Origin of the sequence: Pseudomonas migulae (assembly GCF_043225285.1) — a bacterium.
In the GTDB taxonomy this organism is placed as follows: domain Bacteria; phylum Pseudomonadota; class Gammaproteobacteria; order Pseudomonadales; family Pseudomonadaceae; genus Aquipseudomonas; species Aquipseudomonas migulae_C.
In genome coordinates, this window is sequence record NZ_CP171224.1 from 411,142 (window position 1) to 431,549 (window position 20,408).

The window sequence follows — 20,408 nt, forward strand, 5'->3', positions numbered from 1 at the left end:
TCGCGTCCTTTTTCAAGACACTCATTGAATCCCTATGCGTGATCCAGCCCCTTCTGACACACAAAAGAAGCGCGTCATTGTCGGTATGTCCGGCGGCGTGGACTCTTCCGTTTCCGCCCTCCTGCTGATCGAGCAGGGTTATGAGGTGGAAGGCCTGTTCATGAAGAACTGGGAAGAAGACGATGGAACGGAATACTGCACCGCCATGGACGACCTGGCGGACGCCCAGGCCGTGTGCGACAAGATTGGCATCAAGCTGCACACCGCCAACTTCGCCGCCGAGTACTGGGACAACGTGTTCGAGCACTTCCTGGCCGAATACAAGGCCGGTCGCACGCCGAACCCGGACATCCTGTGCAACCGCGAGATCAAGTTCAAGGCGTTCCTCGACTACGCCATGGTCCTGGGTGCCGACCTGATCGCCACCGGTCACTACGTGCGTCGTCGCGACATCGATGGCCGCACCGAACTGCTCAAGGGCCTGGACCCGAACAAGGACCAGAGCTACTTCCTGCACGCCGTCGGCGGCGAACAGATCGCCAAGACCCTGTTCCCGGTCGGCGAACTGGAAAAGCCGCAGGTGCGCGCGATTGCCGAAAAATACGAACTCGCGACCGCGAAGAAAAAGGATTCCACCGGGATCTGCTTTATCGGCGAGCGCCGCTTCAGTGACTTCCTCAAGCAGTACCTGCCGGCGCAGCCTGGCGAGATCAAGACCACCGAAGGTGAAGTCATCGGCCGCCACCACGGCCTGATGTACCACACCATCGGCCAGCGTCAGGGCCTGGGCATCGGCGGTTTGAAAGACGCCGGCGACGAGCCGTGGTACGTGCTGATCAAAGACCTGGAACACAACGAGCTGATCGTCGGCCAGGGCAATGACCATCCTTACCTGTTCTCCCGCGCCCTTCTCGCTTCCGATATCTATTGGGTCAACCCGATCGACCTGAGCGAGCCGCGCAAGCTGACCGCCAAGGTCCGTTATCGCCAGGGCGACCAGCCGTGCACGCTGGAGAAAACCGCTACCGGCTACCGCGCGACCTTCGATGACCCGCAACGCGCGGTCACTCCGGGTCAGTCCGTGGTGTTCTACGACGGCGAAATCTGCCTCGGCGGCGGTGTGATCGAAGTGGCTGAGCCATGGAGCAGCAAGGCATGAGCCCCACTCAGGAGCAACTGACGGCGCTGGGCGGCGTGTTTCTCGCCGCCGTGCTGGTCGACAAGATCGCCAAGACCGGCCAGACCACTGAAGCCGGCCTGACGTGCATGCTCGGCAGCCTGCTGATCCGCGACCCCAAGGACACCCTGGAAGTCTACGGCGGCGACGACATCAACCTGCGCGAAGGTTATCGCGCGTTGATCGGCGCCCTCGAACGCGACCCGAGCACCCTGCAACGCGAGCCGCTGCGCTACGCCCTGGCAATGCTGGGCCTGGAGCGTCAGCTGGCCAAGCGCGACGACATGCTCGACGTGATCGGCAAACGCCTGCCGCAGATCCAGTCCCAGGTCGAACACTTCGGCCCGGCACACGAGAATGTAATCGCCGCTTGCGGCGCGCTGTACCAGGACACCCTGAGCACCCTGCGCCAACGGATCCAGGTCCACGGCGACATGCGCAACCTGCAGCAGCCGAGCAACGCCTCGAAGATCCGCGCCCTGCTGCTGGCCGGGATTCGTTCGGCGCGCCTGTGGCGGCAGTTGGGCGGTCATCGCTGGCAGTTGGTGATCAGTCGTCGCAAGTTGCTCAAAGAGCTTTACCCGCTGATGCGCAGCAGCTGAACCGCGCCCGCGACACCGTTTTGTAGTCAGTAACGCGTAATACGCTGGTCAGTTGGCGACGGACCGGCGGATTTTTTCATGTATGATACGCGCCCCATTTCGTTGCCCGACTGTCCGAGAACACCCCATGCAGCTTTCTTCGCTCACTGCGGTTTCCCCTGTTGACGGCCGCTACGCCGGCAAAACCCAGGCCCTGCGCCCAATTTTCAGCGAATACGGCCTGATCCGTGCTCGCGTGCTGGTTGAAGTGCGCTGGCTCCAGCGTCTGGCCGCTCACCCTGCCATCAGCGAAGTGCCGGCGTTCTCCGCCGAAGCCAACGCGGTGCTGAACACCCTGGCGGAAAACTTCTCCCTGGAGCACGCCGAGCGTGTGAAAGAGATCGAGCGCACCACCAACCACGACGTCAAGGCCATCGAATACCTGCTCAAAGAGCAGGCGGCCAAGCTGCCGGAACTGGCGGCTGTCAGCGAATTCATCCACTTTGCCTGCACCAGCGAGGACATCAACAACCTGTCCCACGCCCTGATGCTGCGCGAAGGCCGTGATGACGTGATGCTGCCGCTGATGCGCCAGACCGCCGAAGCCATCCGCGAACTGGCCATCCGTTTCGCTGACGTGCCAATGCTGTCGCGCACCCACGGTCAACCGGCTTCGCCGACCACCCTGGGCAAAGAGCTGGCGAACGTGGTTTACCGCCTGGAGCGCCAGATCGCTCAAGTCGCTGCCGTTCCGCTGCTGGGCAAGATCAACGGCGCTGTCGGGAACTATAACGCTCACCTGTCGGCCTACCCTGAGATCGACTGGGAAGCCAACGCCCGCGCCTTCATCGAAGACGAGCTGGGCCTGGGCTTCAACCCGTACACCACGCAGATCGAACCGCACGACTACATCGCCGAGCTGTTCGACGCGATCGCCCGTTTCAACACCATCCTGATCGACTTCGACCGCGACATCTGGGGCTACATCTCCCTGGGTTATTTCAAACAGCGCACCATCGCTGGCGAAATCGGTTCGTCGACCATGCCGCACAAGGTCAACCCGATCGACTTCGAAAACTCCGAAGGCAACCTGGGTATCGCCAACGCACTGTTCCAGCACCTGGCGAGCAAACTGCCGATCTCCCGCTGGCAGCGCGACCTGACCGACTCCACCGTGCTGCGCAACCTCGGTGTCGGCTTCGCCCACAGCGTGATCGCGTACGAAGCCAGCCTCAAAGGCATCAGCAAACTCGAGCTCAACGCTCAGAAGATCGCTGCCGACCTGGACGCTTGCTGGGAAGTGCTGGCCGAGCCGATCCAGACCGTGATGCGTCGCTACAACATCGAAAACCCGTACGAGAAGCTGAAAGAGTTGACCCGCGGCAAGGGCATCAGCCCTGAAGCGCTGCAAACTTTCATCGACGGCCTGGACATGCCTGCCGCCGCCAAGGCCGAGCTGAAATTGCTCACCCCGGCGAACTACATCGGCAACGCTGTAGAGCAAGCCAAGCGCATCTGATCGACCGCTGCACCCGTTTGAGACGCCCGGCAGCGCCGGGCGTTTTTATTCCCGTCTGAAAAGTGCTTTTTTTCAATAGGTTACACATGAATCCTGATATTCCTCTTCAACTTCTGGGCGGCATCACGGCGCGCGAATTCCTGCGTGACTACTGGCAGAAAAAACCCCTGCTGATCCGTCAGGCGATCCCTGATTTCGAAAGCCCGATCGACGCCGACGAGCTGGCCGGCCTGGCGCTGGAAGAAGAAGTCGAATCGCGCCTGATCATCGAGCACGGCGAGCGCCCTTGGGAATTGCGCCGCGGTCCGTTCGCCGAAGACGAATTCAGCAAATTGCCGGAAACCGAGTGGACCCTGCTGGTTCAAGCGGTTGACCAGTTCGTGCCGGAAGTCAGCGAATTGCTGGAGCACTTCCGCTTCCTGCCGAGCTGGCGCATCGACGACGTGATGATCAGCTTCGCCGCCCCGGGTGGCAGTGTCGGTCCGCACTTCGACAACTACGACGTGTTCCTGCTGCAAGGCCACGGCAAGCGCAACTGGAAAATCGGCCAGATGTGCAACTCCGAAAGCCCGCTGCTGCAACACGCGGACCTGCGCATCCTGGCTGATTTCGAAGCCACCGATGAGTGGGTCCTGGAACCCGGCGACATGCTCTACCTGCCGCCGCGCCTGGCCCATTGCGGTGTGGCCGTCGATGACTGCCTGACGTACTCCGTGGGTTTCCGCGCACCAAGCGCCGCTGAAGTGCTGACCCACTTCACCGACTTCCTCAGCCAGTTCCTGACCGACGAAGAACGCTACACCGATGCCGACGCGCTGCCTGCGGTCGATCCGCATCAGATCCAGCACGACGCCCTTGATCGCTTGAAAGGCCTGCTGGCCGAGCACATGAGCGACGAGCGCCTGCTGCTGACCTGGTTCGGCCAGTTCATGACCGAGCCGCGCTACCCGGAACTGGTGGTCGGTCCGGAAGAGATCGAGGAAGAAGACCTGCTCGCCAGCCTTGAACAAGGCGCGGTGATGATCCGCAACCCGAGCGCGCGCCTGGCATGGTCCGAAGTGGATGACGACCTGCTGCTGTTCGCCAGCGGCCAGAGCCGTTACCTGCCGGGCAAACTGCGCGAGCTGCTGAAACTGATCTGCGCCGCCGATGCGCTGCACATCGATAACCTCGGCGAGTGGCTGAGCGACGAAGACGGTCGCGGTCTGTTGTGCGAACTGGTCAAGCAAGGAAGCCTGGGGTTTGCTGATGAATAAAATTCACGTACGTGTCGCAGACTGGCAAAAGGATAACGCCGAGATCCGGCGCATTCGTGAGACGGTGTTCATCGCCGAGCAATCCGTTCCGCCTGAGCTGGAATGGGATGCTGATGATGCAACAGCGGTGCATTTTCTGGCCTTCGAGGGCGACTTCCCGATCGGCACCGCCCGCCTGCTGCCCGACGGGCATGTCGGCCGGGTGTCGGTACTGAAAGACTGGCGCGGACTGAAGGTCGGCGATGCGCTGATGCACGCGGTGATCGACGAAGCCGAGAAGCGTGGGCTGAAGCAGCAGATGCTGAGCGCGCAGGTTCAAGCGACGGCGTTCTATGAGCGCCTGGGTTTCAGCCTGGTCAGCGAGGAGTTCCTGGAAGCCGGGATTCCGCATGTGGACATGGTGCGTCACTCGGCCTGATACCGCGTCGCGGCCATCGCGAGTAGGCTCGCTCCTACAAGGATTGCGCTAGACCTTGTAGGAGCGAGCCTGCTCGCGATGAGGCCCTCAAGAACACCACAAACCGCCCCGTCATTTTCGAATGCCGGGGCGTTTTGCTGTCTACGATTCAACTTGCCCCACGCCGGGCCGACAAACTGGCAATATCAATACATGCACCTGTAGGAGCGAGCCTGCTCGCGATGGTCGCAAGAGCGCCGCGGGGTGTCAGGCTTACAGCGTCATCGTTGACGACCATCGCCAGCAAGCTGGCTCCTACACACAAACTTCAAGGCCGGAGATAACGGATATGTCCCTACGCACCCTGCTCACCTCGCTGCTGCTGACCTGCAGTTTTTCGGTCATGGCCGCGACCGAGATCGTGCCGCTGAACTACCACACCAGCGCTGACATGCTGCCGATGGCGCAGGACTTCATCGGCAAGGATGGCCAGGTTAGCGCCTACGGCAACCAACTGATCGTCAATGCCGATCAGCGCAAGATCGACGAACTTAAAGCACTTATCGCCCAGCTCGACACCCGACCAAAACGCCTGCTGATCACCGTCGACACCAACGAGAACAACTTCCAGGACGACCAGGGTTACTCGGTGAATGGCGCAAAACCCAGCCAGACACGGATCATCAATCGCAGCACCGACAGTCGTGACGGCGGCATTCAGCAGGTCCAGGCCAGCGAAGGCGCACCGGCGCTGATCCAGGTCGGCCAGAGCGTGCCGCTGACAAGCACGCAGAGCGATTCCTACGGCGATCTGCGCAGCCAGACCGAATACCGCAACGTCACCCAGGGTTTCTATGTCACTGCCAGCGTCACCGGCGACATCGTTCACCTGTCGATCAGTACCAACCGTGACCGCATGAGCCAGGAACGTCCCGATGTAGTGAACGTGCAAAGCACCGACACAACCGTCACCGGCCGCCTGGGCGAGTGGATCACCCTGGCCGGCGTAAACCGTCAGACTCAGGCCGACAAACAGGGCGTGACCCGCAGCTACTCGACTCAGGGCCGGGATGACATGACCCTGCGGGTGAAAGTCGACTCTTTGGACTAAAGCACCAAAAACTGACTGATTAGTCGTATTAGACCAAAGATGTAGTGCTTGAAAAAAAGCACTACAAAACGTTTGACGAGCCAAAAAAGCGAAGGCATGATGGCCTCGCTCCCGCTAATCAGAGGCCCTGGCAAGGGCCTTCGAGGCGATGCTCGCACCTACCCCGCGAGCCGTTTCGTGTCTGTACCGCCCACAAGGTGTGTTTGACGAGGTTGCCGACTGGAACGAAGTTGTCCCGAGGGACGGAAGCGTATTTAGGTAACCCGGCATCACACTGAAGTTCGTATAAAGGCCCACGACGCCCGAATGCGCTCGCCAGTCCGCCCTTACCTGCTCACTTCCCCTCGAGCCCATCGTTCATCCCGTCGCCATCCCCGCCGAATTCGACTTGACCGCCTAAGCTTCTGGTCTGCGAGCGCATGAATTTTCCACCGCAGAACAACTTTCCGTAAAAGACGCGACGAGGTTTATCTCCATGGCACTGACACGCGAACAGCAAATTGCAGCCCTCGAAAAAGACTGGGCTGAAAACCCACGCTGGAAAGGCGTGACACGCGCTTACTCCGCTGCTGACGTCGTCCGCCTGCGTGGCTCGGTTCAACCTGAGCACACCTTTGCAAAACTCGGCGCCGAGAAGCTGTGGAACCTGGTCACCCAGGGTGCCAAGCCGTCCTTCCGTCCAGATAAAGATTTCGTCAACTGCATGGGCGCCCTGACCGGCGGCCAGGCTGTACAACAAGTCAAAGCCGGTATCCAGGCGATCTACCTGTCGGGCTGGCAGGTTGCTGCGGACAACAACTCCGCCGAATCGATGTACCCGGACCAGTCGCTGTACCCGGTGGACTCGGTTCCAACCGTGGTCAAGCGCATCAACAACTCGTTCCGTCGCGCTGACCAGATCCAGTGGAAAGCGGGCAAGAACCCGGGCGACGAAGGCTACATCGACTACTTCGCACCGATCGTGGCTGACGCTGAAGCCGGTTTCGGCGGCGTACTGAACGCCTACGAGCTGATGAAGAGCATGATCGAAGCTGGCGCCGCCGGCGTTCACTTCGAAGACCAGCTGGCTTCCGTGAAAAAATGCGGCCACATGGGCGGCAAGGTACTGGTTCCTACCCAGGAAGCCGTACAGAAGCTGACCGCTGCCCGTCTGGCAGCTGACGTTGCCGGCACGCCGACCATCATCCTGGCCCGTACCGACGCCAACGCAGCTGACCTGCTGACTTCGGATTGCGACCCGTACGACCAGCCATTCGTGACTGGCGAACGCACCCAGGAAGGTTTCTACAAAGTGCGCGCCGGTCTTGACCAGGCGATCGCTCGTGGCCTGGCCTACGCGCCGTACGCCGACCTGATCTGGTGCGAAACTGCCAAGCCGGATCTGGACGAAGCCCGTCGTTTCGCTGAAGCGATCAAAAAGGAATACCCGGACCAACTGCTGTCGTACAACTGCTCGCCTTCCTTCAACTGGAAGAAAAACCTGGACGACGCGACCATCGCCAAGTTCCAGCGCGAACTGTCCGCCATGGGTTACAAGCACCAGTTCATCACCCTGGCCGGCATTCACAACATGTGGCACAGCATGTTCAACCTGGCGCACGACTACGCCCGCAACGACATGACTGCCTACGTGAAACTGCAAGAGCAAGAGTTCGCTGACGCTGCCAAGGGTTACACCTTCGTGGCTCACCAGCAGGAAGTGGGCACTGGCTACTTCGACGACATGACCACCGTGATCCAGGGTGGCTCGTCTTCGGTAACCGCACTGACCGGTTCGACTGAAGAAGAACAGTTCCATTGATCGACTTCGCTGAACACACGGCCGTTGCGGACCGGATAAAAAGCTAACCGCAACGCCGCACATCTGACGCCCCGACTGGTTCGGGGCGTTTTTTTTGCCCGCGATTTAACAAACACCGCATACCACTTGTAGGAGCGAGCCTGCTCGCGATGCCCCTGAGGACGCCGCGGAGTGTCAGGCACCCAACGTCAGCGTTGACCACCATCGCGAGCAGGCTCGCTCCTACAGGGGGTAGCGGTGATCCGGAAAAACATTGACCCGGATCGCTATCGATGCCCGAAAAATCCGTTAAAACGTGCGCCGCCACTACTTGCAGTAACGCACATATAAGACAACTTCCCGGCCACTCACCCATTAAGCAGTTTAAAAACCACCGCAAACAATATTGATTATCATTTAGAGGTAACTATCTTCGTTACAGCTCTCACAAAACATAATTGACGAAAAGCCGGCTAATGCCCGCAACGCATGGGCTGCGGGGTTTTGGAGGTGCGCTATGTCCTTATTCCTATAAATAATTTCGCTATAGGAATTTTACTTGCACGGTGTTGTGCCATAAAATCAGCGGGATTGATTGCTGCGACATATCGTCACTGCTTTGTTTCTTTTTTCAAGCTCAGAGACCTTTGCTCTCTGTTAAGGATTACCAGCATGCCCGAAGCGACAGGACTCATGGCCCACAACTGGGGCTTTGCCATTTTCCTTCTGGGCGTTGTCGGCCTTTGCGCCTTCATGCTTGGCGTCTCCAGCCTCCTCGGGTCAAAAGCCTGGGGCCGCAGCAAAAACGAACCGTTCGAGTCCGGCATGCTACCTACAGGTGGCGCCCGCTTGCGGCTCTCAGCCAAATTCTATCTGGTCGCGATGCTCTTCGTGATCTTCGATATCGAAGCCCTCTTTCTCTTTGCATGGTCTGTGTCCGTCCGCGAAAGCGGCTGGACCGGATTCGTCGAAGCTCTCGTTTTCATAGCAATTCTGTTGGCAGGTCTTGTCTACCTGTTCCGAGTGGGCGCCCTTGACTGGGCTCCGGAAGCTCGTCGCAAGCGGCAGGCGAAGCTGAAACAATGAGGCTTTGGCAATGCAATACAATCTCACCAGGATCGACCCCGATGCTCCTAACGAGCAGTATCCGATTGGCGAGCGGGAAACCGTTTCCGATCCGTTAGAAGATCAAGTCCACAAAAACATTTTCATGGGTAAGCTCGAAGACGTGCTTAACGGCACGATCAACTGGGGGCGCAAGAACTCCCTGTGGCCGTATAACTTCGGTCTTTCGTGCTGCTACGTGGAAATGACCACCGCCTTCACGGCGCCCCACGACATCGCGCGCTTTGGCGCCGAGGTTATCCGGGCATCGCCGCGTCAGGCGGATTTCATGGTTATCGCCGGTACCTGCTTCATCAAGATGGCGCCGATCATTCAGCGTCTCTACGAGCAAATGCTCGAGCCTAAATGGGTTATCTCCATGGGTTCGTGCGCCAACTCCGGTGGCATGTACGACATCTACTCCGTGGTTCAAGGGGTGGACAAGTTCCTGCCCGTGGACGTCTACGTGCCTGGCTGCCCGCCCCGCCCTGAAGCTTTTCTGCAAGGCTTGATGCTTTTGCAGGAGTCGATTGGCCAGGAGCGTCGCCCACTTTCCTGGGTCGTAGGCGATCAAGGCGTTTACCGCGCCGAGATGCCTTCCGAAAAGGAAAAGCGCCGCGAACAGCGTATTCAGGTAACCAACCTGCGCAGCCCCGACGAAGTCTGATCCAGTTCTGCTGTTTCAAAGAAACGAAAAACTGGCTTCATTCTTTACGTTGACCGAAAGCGATAAATAACCATGACTACAGGCAGTGCTCTGTACATCCCGCCTTATAAGGCAGACGACCAGGATGTGGTCGTCGAACTGAACAACCGTTTTGGCCCCGAGGCGTTCACCGCCCAGCCTACCCGCACCGGCATGCCGGTGCTTTGGGTTGCCCGTGCCAAACTCGTCGAAGTCCTGACCTTCCTGCGCAACCTGCCCAAGCCGTACGTCATGCTCTATGACCTGCACGGCGTGGACGAGCGTCTGCGCACCAAGCGTCAAGGGCTGCCGAGCGGCGCCGACTTCACCGTGTTCTACCACCTGATGTCGATCGAGCGTAATAGTGACGTGATGATCAAGGTCGCGTTGTCCGAGAGCGACCTCAGCGTACCGACCGTCACCGGGATCTGGCCGAACGCCAACTGGTACGAGCGTGAAGTGTGGGACATGTACGGCATCGACTTTGCCGGCCACCCGCACCTGACACGCATCATGATGCCGCCGACCTGGGAAGGTCACCCGCTGCGCAAAGACTTCCCGGCCCGCGCCACCGAATTCGACCCGTTCACCCTGAACCTGGCCAAGCAACAGCTTGAGGAAGAAGCTGCGCGCTTCAAGCCTGAAGACTGGGGCATGAAGCGTTCCGGGGCGAACGAGGACTACATGTTCCTCAACCTCGGTCCCAACCACCCTTCCGCGCACGGTGCGTTCCGCATCATCCTGCAGCTGGACGGTGAAGAGATCGTCGATTGCGTGCCTGACGTCGGTTACCACCACCGTGGTGCCGAGAAGATGGCCGAGCGTCAGTCCTGGCACAGCTTCATTCCGTACACCGACCGTATCGACTACCTCGGCGGCGTGATGAACAACCTGCCGTACGTGCTCTCGGTCGAGAAGCTGGCCGGCATCAAGGTGCCCGAGAAGGTCGACGTCATCCGCATCATGATGGCCGAGTTCTTCCGGATCACCAGCCACCTGCTGTTCCTGGGTACCTACATCCAGGACGTCGGCGCCATGACCCCGGTGTTCTTCACCTTCACCGACCGCCAGAAGGCGTACACGGTGATCGAAGCCATTACCGGTTTCCGTCTGCACCCGGCCTGGTACCGCATCGGCGGCGTTGCACACGACCTGCCGCGCGGCTGGGAAAAGCTGGTGAAAGATTTCGTCGAGTGGATGCCAAAGCGTCTGGACGAATATCAGAAAGCCGCCCTGGACAACAGCATCCTCAAAGGCCGGACCATCGGCGTCGCTGCCTACAACACCAAAGAGGCCTTCGAATGGGGCGTCACCGGTGCAGGCCTGCGTTCGACCGGCTGCGACTTCGACCTGCGTAAAGCGCGTCCATACTCGGGCTACGAGAACTTCGAGTTCGAAGTGCCGCTGGCCGCCAACGGCGACGCCTACGATCGTTGCATCGTGCGCGTCGAAGAAATGCGCCAGAGCATCAAGATCATCGAGCAGTGCATGCGCAACATGCCGGAAGGCCCGTACAAGGCGGATCACCCGCTGACCACGCCGCCGCCGAAAGAACGCACGCTGCAGCACATCGAGACCCTGATCACGCACTTCCTGCAAGTTTCGTGGGGCCCGGTCATGCCGGCCAACGAATCCTTCCAGATGATCGAAGCGACCAAGGGCATCAACAGTTATTACCTGACGAGCGATGGCGGCACCATGAGCTACCGCACCCGGATTCGCACCCCAAGCTTCCCGCACCTGCAGCAGATCCCTTCGGTGATCAAAGGCAGCATGGTCGCGGACTTGATTGCGTACCTGGGTAGTATCGATTTCGTTATGGCCGACGTGGACCGCTAAGCATGAACAGCACGCTTATCCAGACAGACCGTTTCACCTTGAGTGAAACCGAGCGCTCGGCCATCGAGCACGAGCTGCATCACTACGAAGACCCGCGCGCGGCGTCGATCGAAGCCCTGAAGATTGTCCAGAAGGAACGTGGCTGGGTGCCTGACGGCGCGCTCTACGCCATCGGCGAGATCCTCGGCATCCCGGCGAGCGACGTTGAAGGCGTGGCGACGTTCTACAGCCAGATCTTCCGTCAGCCTGTCGGTCGCCACATCATTCGCGTCTGCGACAGCATGGTCTGCTACATCGGTGGCCATGAATCGGTAGTCAGCGAAATCCAGAGCAATCTGGGCATCGGCCTGGGCCAGACCACCGCCGACGGTCGTTTCACCCTGCTGCCGGTCTGCTGCCTCGGCAACTGCGACAAGGCGCCGGCGTTGATGATCGACGACGACACTTTCGGTGATGTCCAGCCTGCCGGCGTTGCCAAATTGCTCGAGGGCTACGTATGACCCTGACTTCCTTCGGTCCTGCCAACCGCATCAAGCGTTCGGCCGAGACTCACCCGCTGACCTGGCGTCTGCGTGACGACGGCGAAGCTGTCTGGCTCGACGAGTACCAGGCCAAGAACGGTTACGCCGCTGCGCGCAAGGCCTTCGCCGACATGGCTCAGGACGACATCGTCCAGACCGTGAAAGACGCCGGCCTGAAAGGTCGCGGCGGTGCAGGCTTCCCCACTGGCGTGAAGTGGGGCCTGATGCCGAAAGACGAATCCATCAACATCCGCTACCTGCTGTGCAACGCGGATGAAATGGAGCCGAACACCTGGAAGGACCGCATGCTGATGGAGCAACTGCCCCATCTGCTGATCGAAGGCATGCTGATCAGTGCCCGTGCACTGAAAACCTACCGTGGCTACATCTTCCTGCGTGGCGAGTACACCACCGCCGCCAAGCACCTCAACCGTGCCGTGGAAGAAGCCAAGGCAGCGGGCCTGCTGGGCAAGAACATCCTGGGCAGCGGCTTCGATTTCGAGCTGTTCGTCCACACCGGCGCCGGGCGTTACATCTGCGGTGAAGAAACCGCACTGATCAACTCCCTCGAAGGCCGCCGCGCCAACCCGCGCTCCAAGCCGCCCTTCCCTGCCGCCGTTGGCGTGTGGGGCAAGCCGACTTGCGTGAACAACGTTGAAACCCTGTGCAACGTCCCGGCGATCATTGCCGATGGCGTGGACTGGTACAAATCGTTGGCCCGCGAAGGCAGTGAAGACATGGGCACCAAGCTCATGGGTTTCTCCGGCAAGGTCAAGAACCCGGGCCTGTGGGAATTGCCGTTCGGCGTCACCGGTCGCGAGCTGTTCGAAGACTACGCCGGCGGCATGCGCGACGGCTTCAAGCTCAAGGCCTGGCAGCCAGGCGGCGCCGGTACCGGTTTCCTGTTGCCGGAACACCTCGACGCACAAATGTACGCCGGCGGCATCGCCAAGGTGGGCACCCGGATGGGTACCGGCCTGGCCATGGCGGTGGACGACAGCGTCAACATGGTGTCCCTGCTGCGCAACATGGAAGAGTTCTTCTCCCGTGAGTCGTGCGGTTTCTGCACCCCGTGCCGTGACGGATTGCCGTGGAGCGTCAAGCTTCTGCGTGCGATCGAGAACGGTGAAGGGCAAGCCGGCGACATCGAGACCCTGCTGGGTCTGGTCGGCTTCCTCGGCCCAGGCAAGACCTTCTGTGCTCACGCACCGGGCGCCGTGGAGCCGTTGGGCAGCGCAATCAAATACTTCCGCCATGAGTTCGAAGCCGGCATCGCGCCTACCAGCGCCGCCGTCCCGCCTCTGGCAAGGCCGATCGTAGTCGGCGCTTAACGCTTTAAAAAGGCGAAGGGTCCGTGCCCTTCGCCTTTCGTTCGATGACGCCTTTTCCGGGCTGTTTGGATTCGGACGAATAACAAGATTCCATTAGCCACGCCCGCTGACACCGGGCCAACGAAGAACTTTGAACCATGGCCACTATCCACGTAGACGGCAAAGAGCTCGAAGTCGATGGGGCAGACAACCTGTTACAGGCATGTCTGTCGCTAGGCCTCGATATCCCTTATTTCTGCTGGCACCCCGCCCTTGGCAGCGTTGGCGCTTGCCGCCAGTGCGCGGTCAAGCAGTACACCGACGAGAACGACAAGCGTGGTCGGATCGTCATGTCCTGCATGACCCCCGCCACCGACGGCAGCTGGATCTCCATCGACGACGAAGAAGCGAAAGTATTCCGCGCCAGCGTCGTTGAATGGCTGATGACCAACCACCCCCACGACTGCCCGGTCTGTGAGGAAGGCGGTCACTGCCACCTGCAAGACATGACCGTGATGACCGGCCACAACGAGCGCCGTTATCGCTTCACCAAGCGTACCCACCAGAACCAGCAACTGGGCCCGTTCATTTCCCACGAAATGAACCGCTGCATCGCTTGCTACCGCTGCGTACGCTTCTATAAGGACTACGCCGGCGGCACCGACCTCGGTGTGTTCGGCGCCCACGACAACGTGTACTTCGGTCGCGTTGAAGACGGCACCCTGGAAAGCGAGTTCTCCGGCAACCTCACCGAGGTCTGCCCGACCGGTGTGTTCACCGACAAGACTCACTCCGAACGCTACAACCGCAAATGGGACATGCAGTTCTCGCCGAGCATCTGCCATGGCTGCTCCAGCGGTTGCAACATCTCCCCGGGCGAGCGTTACGGCGAACTGCGTCGGATCGAAAACCGCTTCAACGGTTCGGTCAACCAGTACTTCCTGTGCGACCGTGGCCGTTTCGGCTACGGCTACGTCAACCGCGAAGACCGTCCGCGTCAGCCACTGCTGGCCAACGGCACCAAGCTGAGCCTCGACGAAGCGCTGGACAAAGCAGCTGACCTGCTGCGCGGTCGCAACATCGTCGGCATCGGTTCGCCCCGCGCCAGCCTCGAAAGCAACTACGCGTTGCGCGAACTGGTTGGTGCCGAGCACTTCTACTCCGGTATCGAAGCCGCCGAGCTGGAACGCATTCGCCTGGTGATGCAGGTGCTGAAAGACAGCCCGCTGCCGATCCCGAACATGCGCGACATCGAAGACCACGACGCCGTGTTCGTCCTCGGTGAAGACCTGACCCAGACCGCCGCCCGTATGGCGCTGTCCCTGCGTCAATCGGTCAAGGGCAAGGCCGAAGACATGGCCGACGCCATGCGCGTCCAGCCTTGGCTCGACGCCGCGGTGAAGAACATCGGCCAGCACGAGCTGAACCCGCTGTTCATCGCCAGCCTGGCTGAAACCAAGCTCGACGACATCGCCGAAGAATGCGTTCACGCGGCACCAGACGACCTGGCGCGCATCGGTTTCGCCGTGGCTCACGCCCTCGACGCCAGCGCTCCAGCGGTAGAAGGCCTCGACGCCGAAGCCCTCGAACTGGCCAAGCGCATCGCCGACGCCCTGCTCGCCGCCAAGCGCCCACTGATCATTGCCGGTACCTCGCTGGGTTCCAAGGCGCTGATCGAAGCCGCTGCGAACATCGCCAAAGCCTTGAAGCTGCGCGAGAAGAACGGTTCCCTCAGCCTGATCGTGCCAGAGGCCAACAGCCTCGGCCTGGCCATGCTCGGCGGCGAATCGGTCGACGCCGCGCTGCAAGCTGTCATCGACGGCAAGGCCGACGCCATCGTCGTGCTGGAAAACGATCTGTACACCCGTACCGACAAAGCCAAGGTCGATGCCGCCCTGACCGCCGCGAAAGTGGTGATCGTGGCTGACCACCAGAAGACCGCCACAAGCGATCGCGCGCACCTGGTTCTGCCAGCCGCCAGCTTCGCCGAAGGCGACGGTACTCTGGTCAGCCAGGAAGGCCGCGCCCAGCGCTTCTTCCAGGTGTTCGATCCGAAGTACATGGATGCGAGCATCCTGGTTCACGAAGGCTGGCGCTGGCTGCATGCCCTGCGCGCGACCCTGCTGAACCAGCCGATCGACTGGACCCAACTGGACCACGTCACTGCCGCCGTGGCTGCGAGCACTCCGCAACTGAACCGCATCGTCGATGCCGCACCGTCCGCCGCGTTCCGCATCAAGGGCATGAAACTGGCCCGCGAACCGCTGCGTTATTCCGGTCGTACCGCCATGCGCGCCGACATCAGCGTGCACGAACCGCGTACCCCGCAGGACAAGGACACCGCGTTCGCGTTCTCGATGGAAGGTTACTCGGGCTCGGCCGAACCGCGTCAGCAAGTGCCATTCGCCTGGTCTCCGGGCTGGAACTCGCCGCAAGCCTGGAACAAGTTCCAGGACGAAGTCGGTGGTCACATCCGTGCTGGCGACCCGGGCACCCGCCTGATCGAAAGCACCGGTGATTCGCTGAACTGGTTCGCGGCTGTACCGCGTGCGTTCAACCCGGCGCCGGGCACCTGGCAGGTCGTGCCGTTCTTCCACCTGCTGGGCAGCGAAGAGAACTCTTCGAAAGCCGCGCCGGTTCAGGAACGCATTCCGGCCGCCTACGTCGCTTTGGCCAAGTCCGAAGCGGACCGCCTGGGTGTCAATGACGGTGCCCTGCTCAGCTTGAACGTGGCCGGCCAGACCCTGCGTCTGCCGCTGCGTATCAACGAAGAGCTGGGTGCTGGCCTGGTCGCCTTGCCGGCCGGTATCGCGGGCATTCCGCCAGCGATCTTTGGCAAATCCGTTGACGGTCTGCAGGAGGCAGCTCAATGACCTGGTTCACGCCTGAAGTGATTGACGTGATCATCGCGGTCCTCAAGGCCATCGTGATCCTGCTCGCCGTCGTGGTGTGCGGCGCGCTGCTGAGCTGGGTCGAGCGTCGTCTGCTCGCCCTCTGGCAGGACCGTTACGGTCCGAACCGCGTCGGCCCGTTCGGCGCGTTCCAGATCGCGGCCGACATGATCAAGATGTTCTTCAAGGAAGACTGGACCCCGCCGTTCGCCGACAAGATGATCTTCACCCTGGCACCGGTAGTCGCCATGAGCGCCCTGCTGATTGCCTTCGCGATCATCCCGATCACCCCGACCTGGGGCGTGGCGGACATCAACATCGGCATCCTGTTCTTCTTCGCCATGGCCGGTCTGTCGGTCTACGCGGTGCTGTTCGCCGGTTGGTCGAGCAACAACAAGTTCGCCCTGCTGGGCAGCTTGCGGGCCTCGGCGCAGACCGTGTCGTACGAAGTGTTCATGGGCCTGTCGCTGATGGGCATCGTGATCCAGGTCGGCTCGTTCAACATGCGCGACATCGTTGAATACCAGGCGCAGAACCTGTGGTTCATCATTCCGCAGATCTTCGGTTTCCTGACGTTCTTCATCGCTGGCGTCGCCGTGACTCACCGTCACCCGTTCGACCAGCCGGAAGCGGAGCAGGAACTGGCCGACGGTTACCACATTGAATACGCCGGCATGAAATGGGGCATGTTCTTCGTCGGCGAGTACATCGGCATCGTGTTGATTTCGGCGCTGCTGGTGACCTTGTTCTTCGGTGGCTGGCACGGTCCGTTCAATATTCTGCCGCAGATCCCGTTCATCTGGTTCGCGCTGAAAACCGCGTTCTTCATCATGATCTTCATCCTGCTGCGCGCCTCGATTCCGCGCCCACGGTATGACCAAGTGATGGATTTCAGCTGGAAGTTCTGCCTGCCGCTGACCCTCGTCAACATGCTGGTGACCGCTGCGATCGTGTTGCTCAACACGCCCGCCGTCGCGGCTCAGTGAGGATAGAGAATCATGAAGTACATTTTTGACATCGTGCATGGCTTCTTCACCCAGCTTCGCAGCCTGGTGATGATCTTCGGCCATGCCTTCCGCAAGCGCGACACGCTGCAGTACCCGGAAGAACCGGTCTACCTGCCGCCGCGCTACCGTGGCCGTATCGTCCTGACCCGTGACCCCGATGGCGAAGAGCGTTGCGTAGCCTGCAACCTGTGCGCCGTGGCGTGCCCGGTCGGCTGCATCTCGCTGCAGAAAGCTGAAACCGAAGACGGTCGCTGGTACCCGGACTTCTTCCGCATCAACTTCTCGCGCTGCATTTTCTGCGGCCTCTGCGAGGAAGCCTGCCCGACCACCGCGATCCAGCTGACACCGGATTTCGAGATGGCCGAGTTCAAACGTCAGGACCTGGTTTACGAGAAAGAAGATCTGCTGATCTCCGGCCCCGGCAAAAACCCTGATTACAACTTCTATCGTGTTGCAGGTATGGCGATTGCCGGGAAGCCGAAAGGCTCCGCGCAGAATGAAGCCGAACCGATCAACGTGAAGAGCTTGCTGCCTTAAGGAAGAAAGATGGAATTCGCTTTCTATTTCGCATCGGGTATCGCTGTGGTGTCCACGCTTCGCGTGATCACCCACACCAACCCTGTGCACGCCCTGCTCTACCTGATCATTTCGCTGATCGCCGTGGCCATGACGTTCTTCGCCCTCGGCGCACCGTTTGCCGGTGTCCTGGAAGTGATCGCCTACGCTGGCGCCATCATGGTGCTGTTCGTGTTCGTGGTGATGATGCTGAACCTGGGCCCGGCCTCGGTTCAGCAAGAGCGCGTCTGGCTCAAGCCCGGCATCTGGCTCGGCCCGGTCATTCTCGGCGCCCTGCTGCTGGCTGAACTGCTGTACGTGCTGTTCAGCCATCAGAGCGGCCAGGCCATCGGCCATACCACCGTAGACGCCAAGGCCGTGGGCATCAGCCTGTTCGGTCCGTACCTGCTGGTGGTCGAACTCGCCTCGATGCTGCTGCTCGCCGCAGCCGTGACGGCGTTCCACTTGGGCCGTAACGAAGCCAAGGAGCAATGACGATGCCTGCTATCCCTTTGGAGCATGGTCTGGCGGTCGCCGGCATCCTGTTCTGCCTCGGTCTGGTCGGCCTGATGGTCCGCCGCAACATCCTCTTCGTGCTGATGAGCCTGGAGGTCATGATGAATGCCTCCGCACTGGCGTTCATCGTTGCCGGCAGCCGCTGGGCGCAGCCGGATGGACAGATCATGTTCATTCTGGTGATCAGCCTGGCCGCCGCCGAGGCCAGTATTGGCCTGGCGATCCTGCTGCAACTGTATCGCCGCTTCCACACGCTCGATATCGACGCTGCCAGTGAGATGCGCGGATGAACCTACTCTTTCTGACTTTCGTATTCCCTCTCATAGGTTTCCTGCTGCTGTCGTTCTCCCGTGGACGCTTCTCGGAAAACCTCTCGGCGCTGATCGGCGTCGGCTCCATCGGCCTGTCTGCCATCGTCACCGCTTACGTGATCTGGCAGTTCAACGTTGCCCCGCCGCAAGGCGGTCACTACACCCAGGTGTTGTGGCAATGGATGGCGGTGGAAGGCTTCACGCCGAACTTCGCGCTGTACCTGGATGGCCTGTCCGTGACCATGCTCGGCGTGGTCGTCGGCGTCGGCTTCCTGATCCACCTGTTCGCGTCCTGGTACATGCGCGGTGAAGCCGGTTACTCGCGCTTCTTCGCCTACACCAACCTGTTTATCGCCAGCATGCTGTTCCTGGTCCTGGGCGATAACCTGTTGTTCCTGTACTTCGGCTGGGAAGGCGTGGGCCTGTGCTCGTACCTGTTGATCGGTTTCTACTACAGCAACCGCAACAACGGTAACGCCGCACTCAAGGCCTTCATCGTGACCCGCATCGGCGACGTGTTCATGGCCATCGGCCTGTTCATCCTGTTCGCCCAGCTGGGCACACTGAACGTCCAGGAGCTGCTGGTGCTGGCACCGCAGAAATTCCAGGCGGGCAACATCTGGATGGTCCTGGCCACCCTGATGCTGCTGGGCGGCGCTGTCGGTAAATCCGCGCAACTGCCGCTGCAAACCTGGCTGGCGGATGCGATGGCCGGTCCTACCCCGGTTTCGGCACTGATCCACGCCGCAACCATGGTGACTGCAGGCGTCTACCTGATCGCCCGTACCCACGGCCTGTTCACCCTGGCGCCGGACATCCTGCACCTGGTCGGCGTCGTTGGCGGCGTGACCCTGGTACTCGCCGGTTTTGCCGCCCTGGTACAGACCGATATCAAACGTATCCTCGCCTACTCGACCATGAGCCAGATCGGCTACATGTTCCTGGCACTGGGCGTTGGTGCCTGGGATGGCGCGATTTTCCACCTGATGACCCACGCCTTCTTCAAGGCGCTGCTGTTCCTTGCCTCCGGTGCGGTGATCGTTGCCTGCCACCACGAGCAGAACATCTTCAAGATGGGCGGCCTGTGGAAGAAACTGCCACTGGCCTACGCCAGCTTCATCGTCGGCGGCGCGGCCCTGGCGGCCCTGCCTCTGGTGACCGCAGGCTTCTACTCCAAGGACGAAATCCTCTGGGAAGCGTTTGCCAGCGGCAACCACGGTCTGCTTTACGCAGGTCTGGTCGGCGCGTTCATGACTTCGCTGTACACCTTCCGCCTGATCTTCATCACGTTCCACGGTGAAGCGAAGACCGAAGCGCACGCCGGTCACGGCATCGCTCACTGGCTGCCACTGTCGGTGCTGATCGTATTGTCCACCGCCATCGGCGCGATGATCGTTCCGCCACTGCACGGCGTGCTGCCGGAAAGCGTCGGTCATGCCGGCGGCGAAGCCAAGCACAGCCTGGAAATCGCCTCGGGCGCCATCGCCCTGGCCGGTATCCTGCTGGCCGCGATGCTGTTCCTCGGCAAGCGCCGTTTCGTCACGGCAATCGCCAACAGCGGCATCGGCCGCTTCCTTTCGGCCTGGTGGTTCGCTGCCTGGGGCTTCGACTGGATCTACGACAAACTGTTCGTCAAGCCATACCTGGCGATCAGCCACGTACTGCGCAAAGACCCATTGGACCAGACCATCGGCCTGATCCCGCGTATGGCCAAAGGCGGTCACACCGCCCTGAGCCGTACCGAAACCGGTCAACTGCGTTGGTACGCGGCCTCGATGGCAGCCGGCTCCGTGCTGGTCATCGGCGCCATCGTGCTGGTAGCGGTGTGAATATGAACCTTGCGAACTT

Annotated in this window: 18 protein-coding genes; all 18 read left to right on the plus strand. The window is 60.7% G+C overall.

The features are described from left to right. Positions 1–34 precede the first annotated feature (34 nt). The 18 genes from mnmA to nuoL all read left to right on the plus strand — a co-directional run bounded on the left by mnmA (position 35) and on the right by nuoL (position 20,389). Positions 35–1,159 (plus strand): tRNA 2-thiouridine(34) synthase MnmA, encoded by a 1,125-nt coding sequence (mnmA, locus tag ACF6ZU_RS02005; RefSeq protein WP_392890264.1) that lies wholly within the window; start codon positions 35–37, stop codon positions 1,157–1,159. Then, positions 1,156–1,779 (plus strand): high frequency lysogenization protein HflD, encoded by a 624-nt coding sequence (hflD, locus tag ACF6ZU_RS02010; protein ID WP_131062367.1) that lies wholly within the window; start codon positions 1,156–1,158, stop codon positions 1,777–1,779. The genes mnmA and hflD overlap by 4 nt, the downstream gene beginning before the upstream one ends. Positions 1,780–1,906: 127 nt before the next feature. Further along, entirely contained in the window at positions 1,907–3,277 is a 1,371-nt protein-coding gene (gene purB, locus ACF6ZU_RS02015; protein ID WP_008032719.1) for an adenylosuccinate lyase, read from the plus strand. 86 nt (positions 3,278–3,363) lie between these two features. After that, positions 3,364–4,533 carry a JmjC domain-containing protein gene (locus tag ACF6ZU_RS02020; protein WP_392890266.1) on the plus strand — a complete coding sequence of 390 codons (1,170 nt, stop codon included), beginning with the start codon at positions 3,364–3,366 and terminating at the stop codon, positions 4,531–4,533. Next, positions 4,526–4,951, plus strand: coding sequence for a GNAT family N-acetyltransferase (locus ACF6ZU_RS02025; RefSeq protein WP_392890267.1), 426 nt, complete (start codon positions 4,526–4,528; stop codon positions 4,949–4,951). The genes ACF6ZU_RS02020 and ACF6ZU_RS02025 overlap by 8 nt, the downstream gene beginning before the upstream one ends. Before the next feature lie 328 nt (positions 4,952–5,279). Continuing rightward, positions 5,280–6,041 (plus strand): secretin N-terminal domain-containing protein, encoded by a 762-nt coding sequence (locus ACF6ZU_RS02030; RefSeq protein ID WP_392890268.1) that lies wholly within the window; start codon positions 5,280–5,282, stop codon positions 6,039–6,041. Between the two features lie 475 nt (positions 6,042–6,516). Next, positions 6,517–7,842, plus strand: coding sequence for an isocitrate lyase (gene aceA / locus ACF6ZU_RS02035; protein ID WP_154744202.1), 1,326 nt, complete (start codon positions 6,517–6,519; stop codon positions 7,840–7,842). A gap of 651 nt (positions 7,843–8,493) precedes the next feature. Further along, positions 8,494–8,907: an NADH-quinone oxidoreductase subunit A gene (locus tag ACF6ZU_RS02040; protein ID WP_003223812.1), complete on the plus strand. Its 414-nt coding sequence runs from the start codon at positions 8,494–8,496 to the stop codon at positions 8,905–8,907. Between the two features lie 10 nt (positions 8,908–8,917). After that, positions 8,918–9,592, plus strand: coding sequence for an NADH-quinone oxidoreductase subunit B family protein (locus tag ACF6ZU_RS02045; protein WP_047527662.1), 675 nt, complete (start codon positions 8,918–8,920; stop codon positions 9,590–9,592). A gap of 72 nt (positions 9,593–9,664) precedes the next feature. Beyond that, the gene (nuoC, locus tag ACF6ZU_RS02050) at positions 9,665–11,449 is read left to right on the plus strand and encodes an NADH-quinone oxidoreductase subunit C/D (RefSeq protein ID WP_392890270.1); all 1,785 of its coding nucleotides are present in this window, start codon (positions 9,665–9,667) and stop codon (positions 11,447–11,449) included. A gap of 2 nt (positions 11,450–11,451) precedes the next feature. After that, positions 11,452–11,949 carry an NADH-quinone oxidoreductase subunit NuoE gene (gene nuoE, locus ACF6ZU_RS02055; RefSeq protein WP_007946422.1) on the plus strand — a complete coding sequence of 166 codons (498 nt, stop codon included), beginning with the start codon at positions 11,452–11,454 and terminating at the stop codon, positions 11,947–11,949. Continuing rightward, the gene (gene nuoF, locus ACF6ZU_RS02060) at positions 11,946–13,301 is read left to right on the plus strand and encodes an NADH-quinone oxidoreductase subunit NuoF (RefSeq protein ID WP_392890271.1); all 1,356 of its coding nucleotides are present in this window, start codon (positions 11,946–11,948) and stop codon (positions 13,299–13,301) included. The genes nuoE and nuoF overlap by 4 nt, the downstream gene beginning before the upstream one ends. Before the next feature lie 137 nt (positions 13,302–13,438). Next, positions 13,439–16,153, plus strand: coding sequence for an NADH-quinone oxidoreductase subunit NuoG (gene nuoG / locus ACF6ZU_RS02065; RefSeq protein WP_392890272.1), 2,715 nt, complete (start codon positions 13,439–13,441; stop codon positions 16,151–16,153). Beyond that, positions 16,150–17,157 (plus strand): NADH-quinone oxidoreductase subunit NuoH, encoded by a 1,008-nt coding sequence (gene nuoH, locus ACF6ZU_RS02070; RefSeq protein ID WP_008032732.1) that lies wholly within the window; start codon positions 16,150–16,152, stop codon positions 17,155–17,157. Before nuoG ends, nuoH begins: the two co-directional genes overlap by 4 nt. A 12-nt stretch (positions 17,158–17,169) precedes the next feature. After that, positions 17,170–17,715, plus strand: coding sequence for an NADH-quinone oxidoreductase subunit NuoI (gene nuoI, locus ACF6ZU_RS02075; protein ID WP_008032736.1), 546 nt, complete (start codon positions 17,170–17,172; stop codon positions 17,713–17,715). Between the two features lie 9 nt (positions 17,716–17,724). Then, positions 17,725–18,228: an NADH-quinone oxidoreductase subunit J gene (gene nuoJ / locus ACF6ZU_RS02080; RefSeq protein WP_262172360.1), complete on the plus strand. Its 504-nt coding sequence runs from the start codon at positions 17,725–17,727 to the stop codon at positions 18,226–18,228. 2 nt (positions 18,229–18,230) lie between these two features. Continuing rightward, a complete protein-coding gene (gene nuoK / locus ACF6ZU_RS02085; protein ID WP_007940879.1) occupies positions 18,231–18,539 on the plus strand; it encodes an NADH-quinone oxidoreductase subunit NuoK in 309 nt (102 codons plus the stop codon). Beyond that, positions 18,536–20,389 carry an NADH-quinone oxidoreductase subunit L gene (nuoL, locus tag ACF6ZU_RS02090; RefSeq protein ID WP_392890275.1) on the plus strand — a complete coding sequence of 618 codons (1,854 nt, stop codon included), beginning with the start codon at positions 18,536–18,538 and terminating at the stop codon, positions 20,387–20,389. The genes nuoK and nuoL overlap by 4 nt, the downstream gene beginning before the upstream one ends. The last annotated feature ends 19 nt before the right edge of the window (positions 20,390–20,408 follow it).